At 69.9% G+C, this 17,635-nt stretch carries 18 protein-coding genes and 1 tRNA gene; 9 read left to right on the forward strand and 10 right to left on the reverse strand.

The features are described from left to right. Positions 1-63: 63 nt before the first annotated feature. The 4 genes from EIY87_RS45075 to EIY87_RS45090 form a co-directional block, all read right to left on the reverse strand. Positions 64-1,362, reverse strand: coding sequence for a DJ-1/PfpI family protein (locus EIY87_RS45075; RefSeq protein WP_125316223.1), 1,299 nt, complete (start codon positions 1,360-1,362; stop codon positions 64-66). Between the two features lies 1 nt (position 1,363). Next, a complete protein-coding gene (locus EIY87_RS45080) occupies positions 1,364-1,753 on the reverse strand; it encodes a hypothetical protein (RefSeq protein ID WP_125316224.1) in 390 nt (129 codons plus the stop codon). Between the two features lie 94 nt (positions 1,754-1,847). Continuing rightward, the gene (locus EIY87_RS45085) at positions 1,848-2,501 is read right to left on the reverse strand and encodes a response regulator (RefSeq protein WP_125316225.1); all 654 of its coding nucleotides are present in this window, start codon (positions 2,499-2,501) and stop codon (positions 1,848-1,850) included. Next, entirely contained in the window at positions 2,498-3,574 is a 1,077-nt protein-coding gene (locus EIY87_RS45090; RefSeq protein ID WP_125316226.1) for a sensor histidine kinase, read from the reverse strand. Before EIY87_RS45090 ends, EIY87_RS45085 begins: the two co-directional genes overlap by 4 nt. Before the next feature lie 137 nt (positions 3,575-3,711). On the opposite strand from EIY87_RS45090, the gene EIY87_RS45095 reads away from it, so the two are divergent. From EIY87_RS45095 to EIY87_RS45105, 3 genes are all read left to right on the forward strand, one after another. Then, positions 3,712-6,285 (forward strand): glycosyltransferase, encoded by a 2,574-nt coding sequence (locus tag EIY87_RS45095; RefSeq protein ID WP_225440426.1) that lies wholly within the window; start codon positions 3,712-3,714, stop codon positions 6,283-6,285. Then, complete coding sequence (locus tag EIY87_RS45100; protein ID WP_125316227.1) at positions 6,286-7,734, forward strand: radical SAM protein; 1,449 nt, start codon at positions 6,286-6,288, stop codon at positions 7,732-7,734. It abuts the gene before it with no gap. 91 nt (positions 7,735-7,825) lie between these two features. Next, complete coding sequence (locus EIY87_RS45105; protein WP_125316228.1) at positions 7,826-8,668, forward strand: GH25 family lysozyme; 843 nt, start codon at positions 7,826-7,828, stop codon at positions 8,666-8,668. Here the strand turns inward: EIY87_RS45105 and EIY87_RS45110 are convergent. Further along, complete coding sequence (locus EIY87_RS45110) at positions 8,665-8,919, reverse strand: hypothetical protein (protein ID WP_125316229.1); 255 nt, start codon at positions 8,917-8,919, stop codon at positions 8,665-8,667. The genes EIY87_RS45105 and EIY87_RS45110 overlap by 4 nt on opposite strands. 129 nt (positions 8,920-9,048) lie before the next feature. Between EIY87_RS45110 and EIY87_RS45115 the strand changes: the two genes are divergently transcribed. From EIY87_RS45115 to EIY87_RS45125, 3 genes are read left to right on the forward strand one after another with little or no spacing between them, the layout of a single operon-like run. After that, on the forward strand, positions 9,049-10,296 hold the full coding sequence (locus EIY87_RS45115) for a GDSL-type esterase/lipase family protein (RefSeq protein WP_225440427.1): 1,248 nt from the start codon (positions 9,049-9,051) through the stop codon (positions 10,294-10,296). A 54-nt stretch (positions 10,297-10,350) separates the two neighbouring features. Continuing rightward, positions 10,351-10,737, forward strand: coding sequence for a hypothetical protein (locus EIY87_RS45120; protein WP_191984525.1), 387 nt, complete (start codon positions 10,351-10,353; stop codon positions 10,735-10,737). Positions 10,738-10,763: 26 nt separating this feature from the next. After that, on the forward strand, positions 10,764-11,114 hold the full coding sequence (locus EIY87_RS45125) for a ClpX C4-type zinc finger protein (RefSeq protein ID WP_125316232.1): 351 nt from the start codon (positions 10,764-10,766) through the stop codon (positions 11,112-11,114). Here EIY87_RS45125 and EIY87_RS45130 read toward each other — a convergent pair. Genes EIY87_RS45130 through EIY87_RS45140 form a run of 3 tightly spaced genes read right to left on the reverse strand, consistent with a single transcriptional unit; the run spans position 11,104 to position 13,719 of the window. Next, positions 11,104-11,907, reverse strand: a complete 804-nt coding sequence (locus EIY87_RS45130; RefSeq protein WP_125316233.1) for an SAM-dependent methyltransferase — start codon at positions 11,905-11,907, stop codon at positions 11,104-11,106. The genes EIY87_RS45125 and EIY87_RS45130 overlap by 11 nt on opposite strands. Positions 11,908-11,950: 43 nt before the next feature. Further along, on the reverse strand, positions 11,951-12,601 hold the full coding sequence (locus EIY87_RS45135) for a hypothetical protein (protein ID WP_125316234.1): 651 nt from the start codon (positions 12,599-12,601) through the stop codon (positions 11,951-11,953). Beyond that, positions 12,598-13,719, reverse strand: coding sequence for a pentapeptide repeat-containing protein (locus tag EIY87_RS45140; RefSeq protein WP_125316235.1), 1,122 nt, complete (start codon positions 13,717-13,719; stop codon positions 12,598-12,600). Before EIY87_RS45140 ends, EIY87_RS45135 begins: the two co-directional genes overlap by 4 nt. Before the next feature lie 814 nt (positions 13,720-14,533). Between EIY87_RS45140 and EIY87_RS45145 the strand changes: the two genes are divergently transcribed. From EIY87_RS45145 to EIY87_RS48835, 3 genes are all read left to right on the forward strand, one after another. Next, a complete protein-coding gene (locus EIY87_RS45145; protein WP_158641464.1) occupies positions 14,534-15,190 on the forward strand; it encodes a DUF4145 domain-containing protein in 657 nt (218 codons plus the stop codon). 465 nt (positions 15,191-15,655) lie between these two features. Continuing rightward, positions 15,656-15,916, forward strand: coding sequence for a hypothetical protein (locus EIY87_RS48830; protein WP_125316237.1), 261 nt, complete (start codon positions 15,656-15,658; stop codon positions 15,914-15,916). Between the two features lie 31 nt (positions 15,917-15,947). Then, a complete protein-coding gene (locus tag EIY87_RS48835; protein ID WP_225440440.1) occupies positions 15,948-16,139 on the forward strand; it encodes a tyrosine-type recombinase/integrase in 192 nt (63 codons plus the stop codon). A gap of 106 nt (positions 16,140-16,245) precedes the next feature. Here EIY87_RS48835 and EIY87_RS45160 read toward each other — a convergent pair. Beyond that, positions 16,246-16,319: transfer RNA gene (locus EIY87_RS45160), tRNA-Pro, on the reverse strand. Between the two features lie 118 nt (positions 16,320-16,437). After that, positions 16,438-17,610, reverse strand: a complete 1,173-nt coding sequence (locus EIY87_RS45165; protein WP_125316238.1) for an alginate lyase family protein — start codon at positions 17,608-17,610, stop codon at positions 16,438-16,440. Between the last annotated feature and the right edge of the window lie 25 nt (positions 17,611-17,635).

A 17,635-nucleotide genomic window follows, 5' to 3' on the forward strand; every position in this document is an offset into this window, starting at 1 on the left:
TCACAACCTCACACGTTGGCAATACTCCACCGGGGCGCCCGACCTTCGTCGGTAGGAGATTTCCTAAATCGTTTTAGGCCGCCGGACCCGGCGCACCACCACGATCACCGCCGCGCCCAGCAGGAGCAGCGCGACCGGCACGGCGGTCGGCAGCCACGGCCAGGCCCGGCCCTCGAACACGACGCCGTCGGTGGGCAGCTCCAGCACCTTCGCCGTCCAGCGGGCGGTGGCCACGTCGGTGTGGCGCGCGAGCCCGCTCACCACGGTGTCGTAGGCGAACCCGGGCCGGTCGTGGACGTACTCGGGGGACGGCCCGCCGGGCGGCGGCGTGATCCCGCGCGTCGCACCCGGCACGACCAGCCGGTCCAGGCCCGGCGCGGTGACGGCGTCCCGCGGCAGGAACGTCAGCCCGTGCCGCGACCGGACCGGGCCGCCGTCGGTGCTGACGGCGAGCGTGCGCGACGACAGCGACTGGCCTTCGGTGTCGAACACCGAGGAAAGCTCGATCTCGCCGACGCCGTTCGTGAGCAGCACGCCGATCTCGTCGGGGTTCCACCGGAAGGCCGCGTTGACGATCGCGGCCGCGTCCGGCACGCCCGCCGGCGGGGTCACCGGCACCTCGTCGCCGTAGTGCCGCCAGCCGATCGCGGCCGCGGCGCGGGCCGCCACGTCGGTCCCGGCCAGCCGCTCGACCCAGTGCAGCGTGCCGTCGACGCCGGACAGGATCCCGGCGGTGGACACGACGTCGCCGTCGTCGACGAAACGCTGCCCGCGCACCCACTTCACGGCCGGGTACTCCTTCGCCCAGGTGTCGACCTTGAGCCAGTGCGCGGTGGCCGGGCGCTCGTCGAGCAGGCCGGCCGAGGCGAGCACGCCACCGCCGTTGCAGACGCTCAGGAACTTCGCGCCGCGGGCGGCCTGCGCGCGCAGCCACGCCGTGACGACGTCGCTGCTCGGCTCGCCGACGTCCGGCAGGGCGGGCACGACGACGAGGTCCGGTGCCTTCGGGCCGAGCCGCGCGGCGAGGTCGGCGAAACCGAAGTCCGGTACCAGGTCCAGGCCGCCGGTCAGCGGCTTCGGCTCGCGGTGCGGCGCGACGGCGTAGACGTTGAACCGGCCGGTCGAAGCCAGGATCTCGTACGGCGCGAGCACATCGGAGACGACCGCGCCGCGGTCGCCGACGACGACCACCGCGGTCGGCTTGGCCGGGTCGTGGGCGGCCGGCGCCGCGGCCGGGAGGGGCCGCGACGGGCCGGGGGCGTAAAGGGCGTCGAACGCCGACAGCGCGGAGACGGTCGCGCCGACGGCCGGGACGGCGAGCACGGCGACGACGAGCGCGCACCACTTCAGGAAGGTCCGCACGTCAGTGCCAGTACTCGGCGCGGCGCCACACCATGGCGGCCAGCATCAGCGGGAACATGATCACGTGCCCGGCCACCATCAGCGCGGTGCCGGACAGCGCGCCGAGCCAGTACGGCACGAGCAGCGCCACGAACGGCAGGTACATGACGGCGGCCATCTCGGTGATCCGCGGCCACGAGTGCCGGCGCAGCGCCATGGCGAGCACCATCGCGACGGTCATGTTCGTGGCCATCACGAGCGCGTCGACGTCCGCCCGCTCGAGCCAGGCCGACGGCCACAGCGGGCCGAGCGCGACCATGCCGATCAGCATGGCGGCGACCATTTCGGCGTAGTGGCCGGCGAACCGCGCCAGCTTGCGGGTGGTGGTCCGGGGTGTTTCGGTGGTGGTCATCTCGGGTCCCTCCAGGTTTCGTCCTGGACGAGAATCCCGGTCCGGGCCCGTGCTGCCAGGTGCCGGAAGTCATGACCCGGGTCATGTGACCGCGTCAGAGCAGGCCGAGGTCCCTCGCGCGCAACGCGGCCTGCGTGCGGTCACGGGCCCCGAGCTTGCCGAGCAGGTTCGTCACGTGGTTCTTCACCGTGCCCTCGGCGAGGAACAACGCCGTGGCGATCTCGCGGTTGCTGCGGCCGTCGGCGAGCAGGCGCAGCACCTCGAGTTCGCGCTCCGACAACGGGACGACCAGCGGTTGCGGCCGGGGCTCCGGCGCGGCAGGCAGCTCGGCGAACCGCGCGACGACCTTCGCCGCGACCGACGGCTGCAGCACGGATTCCCCGCGGGCGGCCGCCAGCACCGCCTCCACCAGCCGCGCCGACGAGACGTCTTTCAGCAGGTACCCGACGGCGCCCGCGCGCAGGGCGGCGAAGACGTCCTCGTCGTCGTCGAAGGTGGTCAGCGCGATGACCCGGACGCCGGGCTGCGCCAGCCGCAGCCGCCGGGTCGCGCCCACGCCGTCGAGGACCGGCATGCGCAGGTCCATCAGGACGACGTCCGGGGTCAGGGCGGCGGCCTGGCTCAGCGCTTCGTCGCCGTTGCCCGCTTCGCCGACGACGTCGATGCCGTCGTGGGTGGCGAGGAGCGTGGCGAGGGCTTCGCGGAAGAGGGCCTGGTCGTCGACCAGCAGGACGCGGACCGGCGTCATCCCGGAACCTCCATGCTCAGCGCGCTGCCCTCGCCCGGCGCCGAGGTGAAGTCGAGCTTGCCACCCAGGTTCTCGGCGCGTTCCCGCAGCCCCAGCAGCCCGAAGCCGGTGCCGCCGCGGGACCCGGCGCCGTCGTCGCGCACCGAGAGCCGCACCGACGTCTCGGCGTAGTCCAGTTCGAGGTCCACCCGGGTGGCGGCCGCGTGCTTGCGGACGTTCGTCAGACCTTCCTGCGCGGCGCGGAAAAGCGCCTCCCTGTGCTCTGCCGGCAACGGGCGTTCGGCGCCGGACACGGTCAGCCGCGCCGGGACGCCGGCCTCCGAGATAAGGGCGTCCAGCGCTTCCGGCAACGGCGACGGCCGCGGTTCGCGCAGTGCCTTGACCGACCGGCGGACTTCCGCGAGCGCGTTCTCGGCCTGCTCCTGGGCCTTGGCCAGGACTTCGTCGGCCTTGCCGGGATCGGTCGGCAGCACCGCGCGGGCCGCCTTGACCTGCATCTGCACGACGGTCAGCGAATGCCCGAGCCCGTCGTGGATGTCGCGCGCGACCCGGTTGCGCTCCTGCGCGGTCGCCAGCCGTTCGGCCTGGCCGGCGTAGTCGCGCAGCTTCTCGTGCGCCTCGGCCAGTTCGGCGCGGGACCGCTGCTCGCGCAGGAGGAGTTCGGTGATGACGGCCGCGAACACCACGGAGACCAGCGTGCCGAGCCCTTCGCGGAGGCCTTCGCCGAGCGACATCCCGAGGTGCACGAGCGGCACCACGGCGATCACCAGCGCGACGACCGGGAGCGGCAGCCGCAGCAGCACGCACTGGCTGACCAGCACGACCAGGAACAGCGTCGCCCCGACCCCGGCGTTGACCGTGAAGATCACGAAGGCGAGCGGGAGCTGCACGGCGACGTACCCGGCCGCCCAGGCGAGCCGGCCGCGGGCCTGCACCCAGCCGAAGCCGAGCGTCGCGAGCGCGGTGAAGACCGCGCCCAGCACGAGCGAGAGCACGGGCTCCCCGGAACCGAGGACCCCGAGCACGACGGAGAGGAAGGCGCCGCAGGTCAGCACCCCGAGGGCCCGGTTCATGGAGCCACTCTGGGGTGCGCGGCGGCCGCGGTCAACCGTGCCGGCCAAGGGAAAGCGCTTCCCGCTCGCGCGGCCACCCGCCGCCACAGCCCGTAGGCTGAGGGTGACGGCGAAGCCGAGACGGGAGTCCGACATCGATGTCAGTGCTCTGGGGCGTGTCCTTCGACGCCACTCCGCTGTCCGGGGTCGTGGTCGAGTTCCTCAAGACGGCGGGCCGGCTGCCCGGGCGCCGGGTGCACCTCGACCTCGGCTACGACATCAAGGCCGACAAGGGCGCCTTCTTCCGGCCCTACCGCGACGAGGCGGGCCTGCTGCCGGACTGGGTCACGCTCGACCGCGTCGAGGGCGTCGAGGAGATCCGCGGCTACGACCGCCCGTTCGTCGAGCGGGTGCTGCGGGAGGTGGTCCAGCGCGGGGACGAGACCCTGCGCCCGGAGATCGACCGCATCGCCGGCGAGCTGGCCGCGCGGATCGTGGCGACCTGGGAACGCCGCGGCGTGACGATGGTGGCGGTGGAGAACGGGACCCTGCCGGAGAACCTCACCTACACCGAAGCGCTGTACCGGGCGATCGACCGCTACGGCGCCCGCCACCGGCTCGGCCGGTTCGTGTTCTGGCGCGACCACGACCTGATGTGGCAGAGCGAGCCGGGGATCGCCAAGTACGGCCGGTTCCCGTACCCCGGGGTCCCGGCACCGCGGAATTCGCCGCACATCCACTACTTCGCGCTGCACGAGCAGGCGAAAGCGCGGACGCTCGAGTGGGTGCCCGGGCTGCGGAACATTGACGTCCTGCCCAACGCGTTCGCCATCGCGCCCGCGCGGATCGACGAGCGCAACGCCGGTTTCCGGCGCGAGCACGGCATCCCCGGCGACGTCCCGCTCCTGGCCCGGATCACGCGGATCATCCCGCAGAAGCGCCTCGACCGGGACCTGCACCTGCTGGCGCTGCTGCCGGACGCGTGGCTGTTCGTCGCCGGCGACGTCGAAGAGGCACCCGCCGAGCACGCCCGGCTCGTCGCGCTGGCCGAGAAGCTCGGCGTGCGCGACCGCGTCGTGTTCGGCGGCTGGCTGACGCCGTACGACACCGCCGTGCCCGGCCGCTACTCGGTGCGCGATCTGCTGGCGCACGCGACGGTCGTCTCCTTCCTGACCTCCTACGACTACGAGAGCTACGGCAACCCGGTCAGCGAAGCCATCGCCTCCGGGACGCCGTACATCACGAGCGGGTACGAGCTGTACGACGTCGTCTACGGCGGGTTCCGGGCCCCGGTGCTGGACATCCGGGCCCGCGACCTGCCGGACGCGGCGTTCGCCCGCGAGGTGGCCGGGCTGATCACCGACGAAGGGAAACGGGCGGAAGTGGTGCGGGCGAACTCGGAACTCGGGCGGGCGCGGTTCGGCACGCCGGTCGTCGACGACCTCGTCGACCGGCTCTACCCGCCGCCGATGGGGGCGGGCACGCGGCTGAGCGTCGTGCTGCCGGTGTACAACGAAGCCGCGAACCTGCCGGAGGTGCTGCGGACGCTGCACGACCAGCGCGACGGCGACGGGCCGCTGGACCACGGCAGCTACGAGGTCGTGCTGGTGGACAACAACTCGACCGACGACACCGTCGCGATCGCCCGCGGCTTCGCGGCGGCCCACCCGGACTTGGCCCTGCACGTCATCCACGAACCCGAGCAAGGCGTTTCGTGCGCGCGGCGGGCCGGCATGGACTTCGCCGCGGCCCGCAGCCGCAACCGGCCGGACACCGATCCGGGGGAGCGGTTCTACCTGGTGTCGGCCGACGCCGACTGCCGCGTCGACGCGCACTGGCTCAGCGAGCTGTTCACCGCGATGGAGACGAGCAAGGCCGCGATCGGCGTCTGCGACTACTACTACGACCCCGCGCACTTCACCGGGCGGCCACGGCTGTGGGACGCCATCCAGCGGACGCTGCGGTGCCGCGCGGTCACGTTTTCGCTGTTCGGCGGCTTCCCGGACGGCAAGGGGTTCGCCGTCGAGCGCGACGCCTACGAGCGCGCCGGCGGCATCGAGATCTTCTACCAGCTGCAGGACGGGAAGTTCGTCAACCACCTCTCCGACGACTGGGACTTCGGGATCAAGGTGGCCAGCGGGGGCGACGCGATCACGTACGCGCCGCGCTCGCGCGTCGAGATCAACCCGCGGCGCGTCGACCACGCCATCGACGAGGTCATCGCGGGCCGGGCGTACGGCTCCGACGGCATCATCGTCATGCGCGACATCCGGCCCGCCGCGCCCGCGGTCGCCGCCGACCTGACCGAGGCCGAAGCGAAGCAGGCGTGGGAGTTCTCGATCAAGGACTTCACGCCGAAGAACACCATCCTGCCGGTGCTGCTGACCCCCGCGTTGCTCGAAGACGACGCGGTGATCGCGTTCTTCGGCGCGGACCTGGCCGGCCGGCTGGCCCGGCGGATCGCGGAGATCCGCGACGAGATGCGCGTCGTCGACTTCACCCCGATCCACGCCTACAAGACGCCGTCGTACCGGCTGTACTTCGAGTTCGCCGACGAGCTGTTCGCGTGCCTGCGCCGGCACGTCGGCGAAGACATCGGCGTCCCGCCGCCGCTGCCGCCGTGCCTCGCGGAAGTCCCGCCCGGCCGCTTCGCGGAGTTCGTCCGCTACTACTGCGAAGACCGCGAATCGGGGGAGGCCCACAACTACTTCGGCAACGGAGGGGTGTTCTGAATGACGCTCGCCTACGAGGACGCGATCGGCTCGCTGCACGGCCTCGACCCGGCCTGGCCGCGGCCCGCCGTGCTCGACGTCCTGGAAGCGCCGGAGAACCGGCACCTGCTGGAGTTCGTCCGCGAGGACCCGTTCGGGGCGCACGTGTTCCCCGGCAACGTCCCCGGCACGCCGGCGGAGTTCCTGCGTGACCTGGACGCGCAGCTGGCGTCGGCCGGCCCGATCCACCTGTGGTCCTACATCCCGACGTGCGCCTACCGCTGCCGGTTCTGCCAGTACCCGGTGGTGCTGGTGAAGGGGAAACCCGAGGTGGCGTACGAAAAGGCGAAGCACTGGGTCGACCTGAACATCGCCGAGGCGAAGCTGTGGCTCGACGCCGTGCCGAACCTGGCCGGGGCCGAGGTGGGGGAGTTCAACGTCTTCGGCGGGACGCCGTCGTTGCTGCCCGAGCCGGAGATCCGCCGGCTGCTGGAGTTCTACCGGTCGGAGTTCGGGTTCACCGCGGACACGACGATCCGGTTCGAGGGCGACCCCAGCACGTTCACCCCGGCGAAGCTCTCGCTGCTGCGCGAACTGGGCTGCACCAAGCTGTCCAGCGGCGTCCAGTCGTTCGACGACCACGTGCTGGAGCTGTGCGGCCGCGAGCACTCGGCGGCGATGTGCGTCGACTTCGTCCGCAACGCGGCTTCGCTGGGCTTCGAGTGGGTCAGCATCGACCTCATGTACGGCCTGCTCGACCAGACCCTCGACAGCGTCCGGCGCGACCTGGACGTCGTGCTGGAGAACGAGGTCACCGCGGTGGTGTGCACCAAGCTGCACCTGGCGTCCTACAGCGACACCCGCACCGGCGTGACGGGGGAGAAGCCCGCCGCCTGGCAGCTGCCGTCCTACCGGGACAAGCTGGTGCGCGACGGCCACCGCTGGCCCACGCTCGGCGAGCAGTACCAGATGCGCGAGCTGCTCACCGACGGCCTGCGTGCGGCGGGGTACACCGAGCACCCGACGATGTACTTCGCGCGCGCCGGGCTCGGGCCGGAGAAGTGGAAGTCCATCATGGTCGACCAGGACAAGCAGGAGCCCGAAGTCGCGATCGGGCTGGGTGGTTCGTCGAGCTGCCGCGCGTCCGAGGCGATCACCGACGTCAACTCGAAGCGGTACAGCGAAACCGTGGCCGCCGGGCGCATCCCGCTGGGCTCGGCGACGCGGTTCACGCCCGAAGCGCAGGAAGCCCGGGCGGTCAAGATGGCGCTGACGACGTTGCAGCCGCTGCGCGATTCCCTGCACCGCGCGCGGTTCCCCGGCCGGTCGCTGTTCGCGGAGCCGTGGCTGGGCAGGTTCCGCTCGCTGGCCGCGCGCGGGCTCGTCCGGCTGCACCCCGGCGACGGGGTCGTCGAGCTGACCCCGGTGGGAGAGGTGCTCGTGGAGGCGATCATCACGACCGAGCTGTAGGTCACTACATCGAGTGACAGACGTGTCGCGAAGAGCGACACGGGCAGGCAGCATGGGCTCCGGACGTGCCAGTACCGAGATCGGAGCCCGGATGAGCCGAAGCCTGTCCGAAGAACCGAAGTGGCGGGCGCGGCTCGCCGGAGCGGGCGCGCTGGCGGCGCTCGCGGCGGTGGTCACCGCCCCGCCCGCGTCGGCCACCCCCGACTATTCGCTGGCGGCCGCGAACTACGCCGGCGCGCAGATCGCCTTGCACGAGGGCGTCCAGGGCACCCCGCGGCTGGACGACGCCGGGCAGACGCTCGGCCACGACGTGAGCGGGCACCAAGGGCCCGTCGACTGGGCCGCCGCGGCCGGGGCCGGCGCGCAGTTCACCTACGTCAAGGCGACCGAGGGCACCGGCTTCGTCAACCCGCAGTACGGGCAGCAGTACGACGGCGCGCACGCGGCGGGCATCATCCGCGGCGCGTACCACTTCGCCCGCCCCGACGTCTCCGGTGGCGCCGCGCAGGCGGAGTACTTCATCGCGCACGGCGGCGGCTGGCGCGCCGACGGCACGACCCTGCCGGGCGCGCTGGACATCGAGTACAACCCGTACGGCGACGTCTGCTACGGCAAGAACGCGGCGGACCTGACGGCGTGGATCGCGGACTTCACCCGCACGTACCTGGCGAAGGTCAAGCGCAGCGCGCTGATCTACACCAGCACGGCGTGGTGGAAGCGCTGCACCGGCAACGCGGCGGGGTTCGGGAACACCAACCCGCTCTGGCTCGCCCGCTACGGCCCGGAAGTCGGCGAGCTGCCCGCGGGCTGGGACAAGCAGAGCATCTGGCAGTTCGCGAAGGGCGGCGGCCTGCCGGGGGACCAGAACTACTACAACGGTCCCTTCGGCCGGGTCCAGGCGCTGGCCAAGGGCGCGACGGCGGGCGGTGCCTAGCGCCACCAGCGCGGTGCCTCGCCGGCCCGCAGGTCCGGCCACGGCGGCCGGCGCAGCACCGCGAGCGTGCCCAGCGCCGCGGCCACCAGGCCGGTCGTCACCGCGAGCAGGGCGACGCGAGTGGCGTCGACCGCCGGCTCCCACTTGGCCTGGCCGTCGCGGATCGCGAACACCCCGACCGGGCGGCTGACCGGGATCACCGTGGTGCCGTCCGGCGTCTCGTACGGCTCGCCGAAGAGTCGTTGCTCCATGCCGCCATCGAACTGCACCCGGGCGGTCGCTGACAAGATCGGACAGGATCCTGTCGTTCCCGTGACCGGCTGCTTACCATCGGCGGGGACGGTCGCCGTCGACTGTCCTCAATGGACAAGGGAGCCGCCGTGCGCAGGATCGCGCTTCTGACCGCGTTTTCCGTGGCCGCCGCCGTCGTCGCCTCGGCACCGGGTGCCGCCGGGGCCGGGCCCGCCTGGTTCACCTCGTGGGCCCAATCCCAGGACGGCCGCGCGGCCGCACCGGTGTCGGCGCAGTCGTTGCGCATGATCACCCACCTCAGCCAGGGCGGGGACGCGGTCCGCGTCCGGTTCCAGAACACCTTCGGCACCGGGCCGCTGACCATCGGCCACGCGACCGCGGGCCCGAGCGCGGGCGGCGCCGCGGTGTCGGCCGTGCGGGGCCTGACGTTCGCAGGCCGCGCGAGCGTCACGATCCCCGCGGGCGGCGAAGTCTGGAGCGACGAAACGCGGCTGGTCACCAGGCCGGACACGAACCTGGCGGTGAGCATGTCCGTCGAGGGCGCCGCGGTCCCCGGCCGGCACGGCGCGGCCCTGCGCGACAACTACCTCACCCCGGCGGGTTCGGGCGACCACGCCGCCGACGTCTCGGGTGCGGCCTACACGTCGACGGTCGGAGCCACGTACGTCGTGAGCGCGGTCGACGTGCACAACACAGCGTTGAAGGGCACGGTCGTCCCGTTCGGCAGCTCGGTCGTCGACGGCATCGGCAGCACCAACTGCGGCCCCGGCTGCACGCAGCTCGGCGCCGACCGGCGCTGGACCGACGACCTGGCGCGCCGCCTCGTCGCCGCGTCCGCACCGCTCGCCGTGGCCAACGCCGGGGTCTCGGGCACGACGAGCGCCCCGACGTGCCCCGGCATGCCGCCGTCGGTCGCGGGCCTGGACGCGCAGAGCCGGCTGGACCGGGACGTCCTGGCGCTGCACGGCGTCCGGTCCGTGATCTACTACTACGGCACCAACGACCTCGCGTACGGCTGCGACGCGGCGACGATCCTGGACAGCTACCGCGCGGTCTTCCAGCGCCTGCGCGCGGCGGGGATCGCCGTGTACGTCACCCCGAGCACGCCGAGGCCAGGCTACAGCGACGCGGCGAACCTGGCCCGCCACGAGATCGGCCTGTTCGTTTCCCGCTGGAGCAGCTGCGGCGGCACGTGTTCGGGTGTCGTCGACTTCGACCAGGTGCTCAAGGACCCGCTGAAGCCGAACAGCATCCTGCCTGCCTACGACAACGGGGACGGCATCCACGCCAACGCGGCGGGGCAGCAGGCGCTGGCCGATTTCGTGTCGCTGTCCCAGCTCACCCGATCCGGGCCGGTTCTCCACACGATGGGCTGACCGCGCGAGTCGAACCGGCGGTTTTGTGCGCCGATCCGCAGAGTACGCTGTGTGATCGCTGACTCGATGGACGACGCCGGGTGCTGCCTGCTTTCGGTGGCCTGGAACGTCGCCCCGCTGGCCGAAACCCACCCGGACTCCCGCCGCGGCGACCTGCGGCGCCGCGTGGCGGCCGCGTGCCGCACGGCGGGCCACGGTGCCCGCGCCTGGGCGGTGGCGCACGGGCCGGGCACGGAGGCGGACTACCGCCCGTTCCTCCAGCTGGCCGACGTCGCGTACGAGATCGCGACGTTGTTGTTGCTGGTGGAGGACTTCCTGGTGCCGGACCTCGAGCGGGAGCACCGGCGCTGGGCCGAGATCGAGGAGCTGACGGCCCGCTTCACCGAGTTGGCCGAGTGGACGTCCGCGTTCCTCTTGTCAGGAACTCCCTTACGCTTGTAAGGTCCGACCTGACAAGGGAGGTCCTCATGGTGGTCATCGCCCGCTGCTCGTTCTGCGCCAAGCCCAACACGGAAGTGGAAACCCTGGTCGGCGGCCCAGGCGTCTTCATCTGCGACGGCTGCGTCCGGCTGTGCGTGTCGGTGATCGAGGGCAAGCCGTCGGACGCGCCGCTCATCGCGCCGTGGGAACACGACCTGCCGTTGGCGCAGGTGCTGCAGAACCTGACCCCGGTGGCCGCGGCGACCACGCAGGTCCAGCAGAACCTGGCGGCGTGGGTCGGCAAGGCCCGTGAGCTGGGCGGAACGTGGTCCAAGATCGGCGAAGCGCTGGGCATGACCCGCCAGTCGGCGTGGGAGCGCTTCGGCTCTACGGTTTGACGCCGACGCCGGCGTAGAGGCCGTCTTCTTCGGGATCCACGACGGCGGCCAGCCGGTCGGGCCGCCAGTTCGCCGAGGTGGTCAGCCCGGGTTCGACGAGTTCGAACCCGTCGAAGATCGCCAGCACTTCGCTTTTCGTCCGCGGGAAGATGTGGTCCTGCGTTTGCCGCATGGTCTCGGCGACCCGGGGGTCGTTGAGCACGGCGAAGTCGTTGGTGAGGTGCGTGAGCGCGAGGTAGCTGCCGGGCGCGAGGGCGTCGCGGTAGTTCTTGAAGATCCGCTCGACGTCCGGGAGGTAGTGCCCGAGGGTGATGGCGAGCAGCCCGACCGGTTGCTCGAGGTCCAGCAGCCTTGTCGTCGCGTCGGCCTTGAGCACCTTCGCGCTGTCGGTGGCATCAGCCTCGATGGCGGCGGCGTGGGCGTTCCCCTTGAGCAACATCCGGCTGTGCGCGACGGCCACGGGTTCGTAGTCGACGTAGACGACCTTCGCCGCGGGGTCGACCGCCTGGGCGACTTCGTGCACGTTGCCGACGGTGGGGATGCCGGAGCCGAGGTCGAGGAACTGGCGGATGCCTTGGTCGAGGAGGAACCGGACGGCCCTCCTGAGGAAGGCCCGGTTGCGCCGGGCGACGGCGGCAACCTGGGGTTGGATGGCCTCGAGCTTCCTGGCGACTTCGCGGTCGGGGGCGAGGTTGTGCGCCCCACCGAGCAGGTAGTCGTAGATGCGCGCGGCACTGGGCCGGGAAAGATCGGCCCCGGGCGGAATCCAGTCCGCCCCTTCCTGCTCGGTCATCGTCGCCCCTCGTTTTCGGCTGCAGCCACCCTAGCGGGTCCGGTCATCGTTTCACCCGGGCGCGCACGGCGAGCGCGGCCAGCGCCAGCAGGATCGGACCGACGAAGCGGGCCACCATGACCGCCCACGTCCCCACCGACGTCAGCTTCTGGCCGGCGTCGCGGAACACCACCGCCCCCAACGCGATGCGCAGCGAAGTCTCGACGCGGCCGAGAGTCCACCGGGCATTCCCCGCCGGCAGCTGCGGCGCGATGTCCGTGGAGGTGGTGACGGTTTCCTGGCCACCGCCGGGCACCGCGTGAGTCACCGTGGTGGACTGCGACGTCGGCCCAGCCGCGGGCAGGCCACAGGTGATCAGTACAACGGCCAGCACGGCGATCACGCCGGCAAGCGCGGTCACGGTGCGTGATGCGCGCTGCCCGTACCCGGAAACCAGCCAGTACGCCCAAAGCACCGCCCGCTCGACGAACGACGTTCCGACAGCACGCCGGCGGGCCTCTTGCTCACCGAAGTAGAAGTCCCCCGCGCCGGCCTCGTTCTTGCCGTCCTCCAGGGCCTTGCGCAGCGAGCGGTACAGCGCCGCCAGCCGGCTCGCCCCGACCTGCTCCACCTGGTCGGTGGCGAACGGTTCCGAAGCCAGCCAGCCTGACCTCGGCTTCCGCTGCGCCCGCCACGGATGCTCCTCGAAGATCACTTGCCGTCTGGGACGCCACCAGAGCCAGCCGTGCCGCGCCGACCGCGGGAACGTACTGTCGCCTCGATCCGCAGCTTGTCCAGGTGATGCGCCCCCGCGAACCGGCACCACCGCAGATCGACGTCGGTCAGAGCCAGCTCCGACACATCGGTCCCACGAAGCGACGTCAGCACCGGACGGTCATCAAGAGAGCCGTTCATTTCACGCCAGCTCTCGACCTGCGCTTCTCCAGCGTGTGCCGACACTGATGGCCCGAGGGAGGAAGCCGCGCCCAGCAAGACCTCAGCGAGACCGACCCGGCCGTGACGGACTCGCAACTCGACGCCGCCGGAAAATCGCGCGCGCTGGCAAGAAACCTCGCCGGCCGCGGCTTCGACGACGACCGCGACCCCGAACTGCGCCCCACGAACATCCAGCTGTCCGGCCGTCAGCGGGCCCAGGCGCTCACAGGTCGTGAAGGTCGCGTCGATGAAGCAGGCGTCCTCGGTGAAGGTCGCGCTGCCGAAGGAGGCGCCTTGGGTGAAAGTAGCGCCGGTGAAGTAGGCGTTCTGGGTGAAGCCCGCGCCGGTGAAGTAGGCGCTCTCGGTGAAGGTCGCGTCGCCGAAGTAGGCGTCCAGGGTGAAGCTCGCGCGGCGGAAGGAGGCGCCTTGGGTGAAAGTAGCGCCGGTGAAGTAGGCGTTCTGGGCGAAGCTCGCCCCGGTGAAGTCGCCGACCTCGGTGAAGGTGGCGTTGCCGAAGCAGGCGTCCAGGGCGAAGGTCGCGCGGCGGAAGGAGGCGCCCTGGGTGAAGGCCGCACCGGTGAAGTAGGAGTTCTGGGTGAAGGTCGCGCCGGTGAAGTCGGCGTGACCGAGTTGCGCCCTCGAAGCTGGGGAACCGGTCGGTGTGAAAGCCTGCATGAGCCGAATGAGCAGTTCCGAGTCGAGAGTCGTACCACGGACGTCGAGGTCGGCTCCGGGAAAAAGCTCCGAGAGGAAAGTGGCGAGTTCCGCTGCGTCCAGGTGTGCGAGACAGCGGTCGACGCCGGCGAGCTGAACTCCATGACACCGATCGTCCGATTCGCCGACGAGTACCGCGCATCTGGGCCAGTCCTCGCTGCTGACCGAGTCCGTAGTGGTCACTGTGGACTGGCTCGGCGATCAGACGGGAGGCGGCTGTGGTGCCGTCGCTGTCCTTGGATCGATGCGTGCACGTACTGTGAGTCGCCGGATGACCTCCAGCTGCTACATCGTCTGCGGCGCGGTGGGAGGCTGACGCTCCCGCGCGGCGGCGGCCGCTCTGCGCAACTGACGCGAGCACAGAAAAGCAGCGAAATGCGAACGTGAACTTCAGTGGAAGCCGCGCGCCGGACTGACATGGATAGCAGACGTCGGCATGCCCGTGCACGTTCTGCGGACGATCGCCGGCCACGGCTCGTTTGTCGACGGCGGGTGAACAGGCCGAGTCGGCGAACGTGGTGGAACTGGTGTCAGCGCGGCCGCGAGACAGAGGGTCAGGGAGTGGAATGTCCTCGCGGTGTCCCCAGCGACCCGCGACGGCGATCAACTTGGCCAGAGCGAAGGCAATCAACGCAAAGGGCCCGTGAGCTGCGGTTATGCTGCTGCTCACGGGCCCTGCAAGTGTGTCCGTCGGGCTGACAGGATTTGAACCTGCGACCCCTTGCATTTACTCGTCGAGTCAAAGACGTGCGCTTCCGTCTCGATCGTGCCGCTGAGCTGGACGGATCGGCGACATTGTTGATCATCGTCGGTCGTCGTTCGCTGGTGCGGTGTGGGCAGAATGTGGGCAGCTGACCTGTCGGGGCTGGCCATCGATCTTGTGCGGGATGACGCGCCGATCGGATACAAGCTGTATATATGCAGTGACTCTTTGAAGTGACAGGCTGGGGTCCGTGTCGTTAGACCGGAGCCCGCCAGGTTCGATTACGATATGTGCATGGCGAGTACGCAGTGTGGTTGGTGTGGCGTTCGTGCGCACATGGAATCTTTTAGTCGGGTCACTTTCAGTCCTAATGAAGAAGAGCAAGAGTTTCTTGTGACGCGAGCGTATAAATGTCACAATTGCAGTGCAATTAGTGTGGCATCTGTCGGTTCTCCTACCACTCATCCGTGGGATTCCAATCCCGACATGTTTGACAACTATGTTGACGAAGAAGGGACATGGCTTCCTTCTCCTGGGTTCAGGAAGGACTTCCCTGACGTTCCTCAGCATATCGGTGAGGCGGCTTCCGAGGCTCATCGATGTATCGCCATGGGTGCACTTCGTGCTGCAGTCCAGCTTGCTCGATCGGTCGTCGAAGCAACAGCAAAAGAAAAAGGGGCTAGTAGCGGCAATCTTCTCGCGAAGATCGACAAGTTGCACGAAATGGGAATAATCCGTCCTGTCATTCAGGAGGCTGCGCACGAAATTCGGCACCTTGGAAACGAAATGGCGCACGGCGACTTTATTCAGCCTGTCATGAAAGAAGAGGCGGTCGAAGCCGTCGGTTTGATGGATGAACTACTGACGGAGGTGTTTGAGGCCCCGGCTCGGATTGAAAAGCGGAAGCTTGCTCGCCTGGCAAAGAAAGCGTCCGACGGGGCCGGGTCCTGAAATATCGTGATGCGATCACATCTGGTTCAAGCCTGACAGTGATCTACCCAACTTCTAGTGGGTGGCCTTTCGGCATCTCGACGACCTGGCGCAGCCCGATCACGCTGTGTCAAGGGGGACTCTCCGCCCGACCGCCGCTGACCTGCTCGGCCGCCCCCTTGACGTGGCGTGATAGCCCTCTGGAGGTCGTCGAGATGCCATTTGGCCGCACACGGACGCAACCGCCGCGCACGTCCCGGCCATCTCGATGATCTGCCCGTCCGGCGAGGACATTCTCTTCTTCTTGAGCTGCGGTCCCCGGTGCAGCCGCCGGCCGGTCGCGTGGGTGCCGGAGGCGGGCCCCGCGAGTACCGGCCGATAGCGGCGCGGCCCCGGAGGGGCCGCCTTGAACAAGAAAAGAAACTCTGAACACAACGTCCGTCGCGACTACGCGCGAAGGTCGACCGCTGCGATGGCCTTGTCGTCGTGCTGCTTGGCCCGGGGGAGTGCGACGGCGTGTGCGTCGGCTTCGTCCTCCCGGGACTGGCCCTGCTCCAGGATGGCGGCAAGCTGGGCGCGGGCAAGAAGAGGACGGTCTCGGTTCTGGCGTCGCTCGTGCCGGTGGTGCGCCCGCTGGTAACCGGCCGGCAGGTCGACAAGCTGATGTTCACCACGGGACGGGACCAGTCGCTGAGGGGCGAACAACTGGCGCGTCCGGGAGTTCAACGCGGCGCTCAAGGCCGCTGACCTCGGGGTCGCGGGGCTCACCCCGCACAAGCTGCGACACACGGCGGCCTCGCTCGCCATCGCGGCCGGCGCGGACGTGAAGGTCATCCAGCAGATGCTCGGGCACGCCGACGCGGCCATGCCCCTCAATGTCTACGGGCACCTGTTCCCGGACCGCCTCGATGAGGTCGCGGACGTGCTCGACGCCCGGCGCACTCAGGCACTGGCGAGCATGGCGGCGTGATGATCAGCCCAGGCGCATGTGGGCCGCCCCCGGGGCTGAGTCGCGTCCAGAGCTACCCCGGGAATGAAAAAAGCCACGTCCACCTGCGTGAACGTGGCCGATCCGGTCGGGCTGACAGGATTTGAACCTGCGACCCCTTGACCCCCAGTCAAGTGCGCTACCAAACTGCGCCACAGCCCGGACCCGCACTCGCTGAGTGCGTGAGAAGTACTCTAGCGTGCCCCTCGAACCCCCCTGCACGCAGGGTCCCCAGTCCGCCTGACCTGCGGAAACAGGTCAGGCGGACCGAACCCCAAGATCAAGCCGCGTTGCCGGCGTGCGTCAGGGTCTGCCACGCCACGAAGAGGTTGTTCGAGCCCGCCGGGCGCTGGCGTTCGGTCAACGTCTGCGTGTTCGTCATCGCGATGCCCAGCCGCGTGTGGAGGGCGTTGAAGCCGACCTCCGTCACCGGGCCGAGGCCGAGTTTCAGCGAGCCGGAGCACAGCCAGGACGGGACCGCCGTGCCCAGCTGGTACTTCGACTGGAAGCCCAGGGCCTGGCGCAGGCGCTCGCCCACGTCCGTTCCGTACACGTCCTGGCCCTGGATGCGCAGGGTCTCCGCCACGTCCGCGATCGCCGCGATGCCGTAGCCCGTGTGGGTGAAGTCGCGGCAGGTTTCCTGGGTGAGGCCGTCCACGAACGTCGACTGGCCCTGCCAGTAGCTCACGATCTCCGAGCGCGTGTCGAGGCCGCTGCCGGGGACCGTTTTGGGCAAGGAGCCGTCCGAAGTCAGGTACACGTACGCTGCCACGCGGTTTCGGTAGCGCGTCACCGCCTTGTCGAAGTTCGTCTTGTCCTCCAGGAACACCGAGATGCCGACCGCGGCCTCCATCATGGACAGTTCCCAGTTGCCGTTGCTGTTGCTGCCGTTGATGACCTTGTTCAGGTACACATTGCGCAGCATCGTGCCGAAGCGGCCGGAATTGGGCCAGCTGGTGTACGTGTACTTGATGATCTCCGCCGCGCGGGGCCACGACGAACCCGCCCAGCCCGTTTGCAGCGGGGCGTTGCTGTTGGTGTGGCTGGTGATCGTCGCCGACCACGCGTCCATCAGCGCTATCGCCTTCTGGGCGTAGCGGGCGTCGCCGGAGATGTACCAGATCAGGGCGTCCGTGTACGCCGCGATCGCGTCTTCGCGCTCGTCCGTGCAGCCGTAGTTCGGGTTCGAATAGGAGCCGCATTCCACGACCGCGCGCGGTTTCGGAGTGCGGGACAAGGAGGCGTACGAACTCGCCAGCGCTTGGTCGTACGCCGCTTTCCAGGGTTGGGCGCCGGCCTTCACCTGGGTTTTCACGAAGTCCAGTTGCGGACGGCTGACGAGAACGCCCGGGTGCGTGAACGTCGCCGGGGCCGCGGGGGCCGGCGTGGCGATCAGGCCCAGCGCGAGCGGGACCAGTGCGCCCAAAGCGAACACTCTGCGGAAGCGGGACATGGCTCTCCTCGAGACGACGGTGTCT

The organism is Amycolatopsis eburnea, from assembly GCF_003937945.1.
Lineage (GTDB): Bacteria > Actinomycetota > Actinomycetes > Mycobacteriales > Pseudonocardiaceae > Amycolatopsis > Amycolatopsis eburnea.

What these genes read in the sequence shown, in the direction of transcription:
- EIY87_RS45085 (WP_125316225.1), bottom strand. Translation starts at nt 2,501, where the DNA reads ATGACGCCGGTCCGCGTCCTGCTGGTCGACGACCAGGCCCTCTTCCGC.
- EIY87_RS45165 (WP_125316238.1), bottom strand. Translation starts at nt 17,610, where the DNA reads ATGTCCCGCTTCCGCAGAGTGTTCGCTTTGGGCGCACTGGTCCCGCTC.
- EIY87_RS45095 (WP_225440426.1), top strand. Translation starts at nt 3,712, where the DNA reads ATGTCAGTGCTCTGGGGCGTGTCCTTCGACGCCACTCCGCTGTCCGGG.
- EIY87_RS45130 (WP_125316233.1), bottom strand. Translation starts at nt 11,907, where the DNA reads ATGACCGAGCAGGAAGGGGCGGACTGGATTCCGCCCGGGGCCGATCTT.
- EIY87_RS45125 (WP_125316232.1), top strand. Translation starts at nt 10,764, where the DNA reads ATGGTGGTCATCGCCCGCTGCTCGTTCTGCGCCAAGCCCAACACGGAA.
- EIY87_RS45145 (WP_158641464.1), top strand. Translation starts at nt 14,534, where the DNA reads ATGGCGAGTACGCAGTGTGGTTGGTGTGGCGTTCGTGCGCACATGGAA.
- EIY87_RS45110 (WP_125316229.1), bottom strand. Translation starts at nt 8,919, where the DNA reads ATGGAGCAACGACTCTTCGGCGAGCCGTACGAGACGCCGGACGGCACC.
- EIY87_RS45080 (WP_125316224.1), bottom strand. Translation starts at nt 1,753, where the DNA reads ATGACCACCACCGAAACACCCCGGACCACCACCCGCAAGCTGGCGCGG.
- EIY87_RS45090 (WP_125316226.1), bottom strand. Translation starts at nt 3,574, where the DNA reads ATGAACCGGGCCCTCGGGGTGCTGACCTGCGGCGCCTTCCTCTCCGTC.
- EIY87_RS45100 (WP_125316227.1), top strand. Translation starts at nt 6,286, where the DNA reads ATGACGCTCGCCTACGAGGACGCGATCGGCTCGCTGCACGGCCTCGAC.
- EIY87_RS45105 (WP_125316228.1), top strand. Translation starts at nt 7,826, where the DNA reads ATGAGCCGAAGCCTGTCCGAAGAACCGAAGTGGCGGGCGCGGCTCGCC.